Origin of the sequence: Acidiphilium sp. PM, from assembly GCF_000219295.1 — a bacterium.
GTDB classification, from domain to species: Bacteria; Pseudomonadota; Alphaproteobacteria; order Acetobacterales; family Acetobacteraceae; genus Acidiphilium; species Acidiphilium multivorum.
Genome location: NZ_AFPR01000186.1, coordinates 1 through 4,184, shown reverse-complemented (window position 1 = coordinate 4,184; position 4,184 = coordinate 1). Strand labels below are relative to the sequence as shown.

The window sequence follows — 4,184 nt, the reverse complement described above, 5'->3', positions numbered from 1 at the left end:
GCGAAACGCATCATCCTGTCAGAGTGAGGCGAGATCGCCGATCCGGCAAGAGACCATCTCGCGGATTTGCGCGGGCGTGGCCCCGGCGTCCCGCAGATCGCGCAGCGTCGCCGCCCGGTCGCGCTTGGCCAGCCGCCGCCCCGCCGCGTCGCGGATCAGCGGATGATGGGCATAGGCCGGATGCGGCCAGCCCAGCAGCACCTGCAGCAGCACGTGAACATCCGTCGCCGCCCGCAGGTCCTCGCCCCGCGTCACATGCGTCACCTCCTGCGCCGCATCGTCATGGCAGACGCAGAGATGATAGCTCGCCGGCACGTCCTTGCGCGCCAGCACCACATCGCCATGCGGCCGCGGATCGGCCTCCACCCAGCCTTCCGCCGCCTCGTGATAGCGCAGCCGCCCGGCCATCGCCGCGGCTTGGTCCATCCGCAGCCGCAGCGCATAGGGCTCGCCTTGCGCCGCCCGCGCGTCCGCCAGCGCCGGATCGAGCCCGCGGCAGGTGCCGGGATAGGCCGCCTCGGCCCCGTGCGGCGCGCCGAGGGCCGCGGCAATCGCCGCCCGCGTGCAGAAGCACCGGTAGAGCAATCCCATCGCCTCCAGCCGCGCCAGCGCCGCCCGGTACTCGTCGAAATGCGCCGACTGCACCCGCACCGCGCCATCCCAGGCCAGGCCGAGCCAGGCCAGGTCCTCCAGGATCGCCTCGGCGAATCCGGGCCGGCAGCGCCCGGCATCGATATCCTCGAGCCGCAGCAGGAACCGCCCGCCCGCCCCGCGCGCCAGGTCGTGCCCGGCCATGGCCGAGGCCGCGTGGCCGAGATGCAGGTAGCCGGTCGGGCTCGGCGCGAAACGGGTGACGATGGACATCGGCCTCCACGATGATACGCTCCCCCGCAAATGCAAGGAGCAGGACTTCATGGCTGAACTGGACGGACCGCGCTGGGGCCCGGCGAACGGCGGCAAGGCGCGGCAACTCGTGGTGCTGTGCCACGGCGTCGGCGCCGATGGCAACGACCTGATCGACCTCGCGCCCTACTGGGCCCGCGCGATCCCCGATGCCGCCTTCGTCGCCCCGCACGCGCCCGACCCGTTCGACCTCGCCCCCTTCGGCCGCCAGTGGTTCCCGATCGGCACGCTCGACCCGCACGCGCTCGGCGGCGGCGTGCGCCGGGCCCGCGCGGCGCTCGACCCGTTCATCGACGCCGAACTCGCCCGCCTCGGCCTGCCGGCCGATGCCTATGCGCTGATGGGCTTCAGCCAGGGGGCGATGACCGTGCTGTTCACCGGCCTGCGCCGGGCGGTGCCGCCGCGGGCGATTCTCGCCTATTCCGGCGCGCTGCTCGCCCCCGAGTCGCTGCCCGCCGAACTCGCCGGCCGCCCGCCGGTCCTGCTCGTCCATGGCGAGGCCGACGAGATCGTCCCGCCCTCCCGCTCGCGCGATGCCGAGGCCGCCCTGCGCGCCGCCGGCGTGCCGGTCGAGAGCCTCCTTGTCCCGAAACTCGCCCACGGAATCGACGATTCCGGGCTGTCCCTCGGCGCCCTCACGCTCCAGCGCGCCTTCGCCGCCCCGGCCTCGCCCGCGTGACAAGCTGTTGACATTGCGAAACCCGCCTTGCGGCCCCGGGTCGTTGGCGCCATATTTCACTCATGGAATCGGTGCAGAACATTGCAGGGCGTTTCCAGTCCGAGGCCGGCCCGGTGATCTGGTCGCCCTTCTGGGAGCGGTTCAGTAATGCCTGACGGCGGGCAGAACTTTCCCGCCCTCGTGCTGAACGCGGATTTCCGTCCGCTCTCCTATTTTCCGTTGTCGCTCTGGTCCTGGCAGGACGCCGTCAAGGCCGTCTTCCTCGACCGCGTTTCCGTCCTGTCGGAATACGAGCACGAGGTGCATTCCGTCTCCTCGGCGATGCGCCTGCCCTCGGTCATCGCGCTGAAGGATTTCGTCCCCGGCCTGCGCCAGCCCGCCTTCACCCGCTTCAACGTCTTCCTCCGCGACGGCTTCACCTGCCAGTACTGCCACAGCCGCCTGCCCGCCCCGGAACTGACCTTCGACCACGTCATCCCGCGCGCCCGCGGCGGCCGCACCACCTGGGAGAACGTCGTCACCGCCTGCGGCGCGTGCAACCTGCGCAAGGGCTCGAAACTCCCGCGCGAATGCCACATGTTCCCCTATGAAACGCCGCGCCGGCCGAACAGCTGGGAGCTGCAGGACCGCGGCCGCGCCTTCCCGCCCAACTACCTGCACGAAAGCTGGCGCGACTTTCTCTACTGGGATACCGAATTGGAGACCTGATCCGGTTTCATCCGCCTGCCATATCGGCTATCCGTGCGGAACGGAGAGCCAGAATGAACAAGCCGATACCCAATTCCCTGCGCACCCTGCCCGACGACCGCGGCCGCTTCGGCGAGTTCGGCGGCAGGTTCGTCGCCGAAACCCTGATGCCGCTGATCCTCGAGCTCGAGGCGGCCTACGAGGCGGCGAAGGACGATCCCGATTTCATGCGGGAATTCCAGTATTACCTGCAACATTATGTCGGCCGCCCCAGCCCGCTCTGGTTCGCCGAGCGGCTGACGAAGGAACTCGGCGGCGCCAAGGTCTATTTCAAGCGCGACGAGCTGAACCACACCGGCGCGCACAAGATCAACAACTGCATCGGCCAGATCCTGCTCGCCAAGCGCATGGGCAAGACGCGCATCATCGCCGAGACCGGCGCCGGCCAGCACGGCGTCGCCACCGCGACGGTGGCCGCCCTCTTCGGCCTGCCCTGCATCGTCTACATGGGCGCCACCGATGTCGAGCGGCAGCAGCCCAACGTCTTCCGCATGAAGCTGCTCGGCGCCGAGGTCCGCCCCGTGACCTCCGGCGCGTCGACGCTGAAGGACGCGATGAACGAGGCGCTGCGCGACTGGGTCGCGAATGTGCGCGACACCTTCTACATCATCGGCACCGCCGCCGGCCCGCACCCCTATCCCGCCATGGTGCGGGACTTCCAGTCGGTCATCGGGGTCGAGGCCCGCGCCCAGATGATGGAGGCCGAGGGCCGCCTGCCGGATGTCGCGATCGCGGCGATCGGCGGCGGCTCCAACGCCATCGGCCTGTTCCACGCCTTCCTCGACGAGCAGGTGAAGCTGATCGGCGTCGAGGCCGCCGGGCGCGGCCTCGATTCGGGCGAGCACGCCGCCTCCCTCTCGCGCGGCCGCCCCGGCGTGCTGCACGGCAACCGCACCTACCTGCTGCAGGACGATGACGGCCAGATCCTCGAGGCCCACTCGATCTCCGCCGGGCTCGACTATCCGGGCATCGGCCCCGAGCATTCCTACCTGCACGATATCGGCCGCGTGGAATACGTGTCCGCGACCGACGACGAGGCCCTCGCCGCCTTCCAGCTCTGCTGCCGCACCGAGGGCATCATCCCCGCCCTCGAGCCCTCGCACGCCCTCGCCCATGTCGCGAAGATCGCCCCCGGCATGGACAAGGAGAGCATCATCCTGATGAATCTCTGCGGCCGCGGCGACAAGGACATCTTCACCGTCGCCCGCCATCTCGGAGAACAGATTTGAGCCGCATCGCCGCCACCTTCGCCCGCCTCCGCGATGAGGGCCGGGCGGGCCTGATCCCCTTCGTCGAGGCGTTCGACCCCGATCGCGAAACCTCCGCCACCCTGCTCGCCGGCATGGCCGCCCGCGGCGCCGACCTGATCGAGATCGGCATGCCCTTCACCGACCCGATGGCGGACGGCCCGACCATCCAGCAGGCCGGCCGCCGGGCGCTGCGCGCCGGTGCGACCCTCGCCGGCACGCTCGGCCTGGTGCGCGACTTCCGCGCTGTCAACGACACCGTGCCGCTGATCCTGATGGGCTATCTCAACCCCATCCTCTCCTACGGCGTCGAGCGCTTCACCGCCGATGCCGCCGCCGCCGGCGTCGATGGCGTCATCGTGGTCGACCTGCCGACCGAGGAGGCCGACCTGCTGCTGCCGCATCTGCGCCAGCACCGCATCGACCTCATCCGCCTCGTCGCCCCCACCACGACGGATGAGCGCCTGCCCGTCGTGCTCAACGACTCCTCCGGCTTCGTCTATTACGTCTCGATCACCGGCATCACCGGCACCCGCACCGCCTCCGCCGAGGATCTCGCGCGCGACATCCCCCGCGTCCGCAAGGCGACGGACATGCCGATCGCCGTC

At 70.3% G+C, this 4,184-nt stretch carries 5 protein-coding genes; 4 read left to right on the top strand and 1 reads right to left on the bottom strand.

All coding sequences use genetic code 11. The annotated features are described in order from the left end of the window. Positions 1-18: 18 nt before the first annotated feature. Positions 19-864 carry a tRNA glutamyl-Q(34) synthetase GluQRS gene (gluQRS, locus tag APM_RS08845; protein ID WP_007423026.1) on the bottom strand — a complete coding sequence of 282 codons (846 nt, stop codon included), beginning with the start codon at positions 862-864 and terminating at the stop codon, positions 19-21. A 49-nt stretch (positions 865-913) separates the two neighbouring features. On the opposite strand from gluQRS, the gene APM_RS08840 reads away from it, so the two are divergent. The 4 genes from APM_RS08840 to trpA all read left to right on the top strand — a co-directional run. Continuing rightward, positions 914-1,582, top strand: a complete 669-nt coding sequence (locus tag APM_RS08840; RefSeq protein WP_007423025.1) for an alpha/beta hydrolase — start codon at positions 914-916, stop codon at positions 1,580-1,582. A gap of 147 nt (positions 1,583-1,729) precedes the next feature. Then, the gene (locus tag APM_RS08835) at positions 1,730-2,290 is read left to right on the top strand and encodes an HNH endonuclease (RefSeq protein WP_007423024.1); all 561 of its coding nucleotides are present in this window, start codon (positions 1,730-1,732) and stop codon (positions 2,288-2,290) included. 53 nt (positions 2,291-2,343) lie between these two features. Then, a complete protein-coding gene (gene trpB / locus APM_RS08830) occupies positions 2,344-3,558 on the top strand; it encodes a tryptophan synthase subunit beta (RefSeq protein WP_007423023.1) in 1,215 nt (404 codons plus the stop codon). Beyond that, positions 3,555-4,184, top strand: a 630-nt coding sequence (gene trpA / locus APM_RS08825; protein ID WP_007423022.1) for a tryptophan synthase subunit alpha, incomplete at its 3' end; no start/stop codon positions are given. The genes trpB and trpA, both read left to right, overlap by 4 nt.

Coding starts and splice junctions, on each gene's coding strand:
- APM_RS08840 (WP_007423025.1), top strand. CDS start 914: ATGGCTGAACTGGACGGACCGCGCTGGGGCCCGGCGAACGGCGGCAAG.
- gluQRS (WP_007423026.1), bottom strand. CDS start 864: ATGTCCATCGTCACCCGTTTCGCGCCGAGCCCGACCGGCTACCTGCAT.
- APM_RS08835 (WP_007423024.1), top strand. CDS start 1,730: ATGCCTGACGGCGGGCAGAACTTTCCCGCCCTCGTGCTGAACGCGGAT.
- trpB (WP_007423023.1), top strand. CDS start 2,344: ATGAACAAGCCGATACCCAATTCCCTGCGCACCCTGCCCGACGACCGC.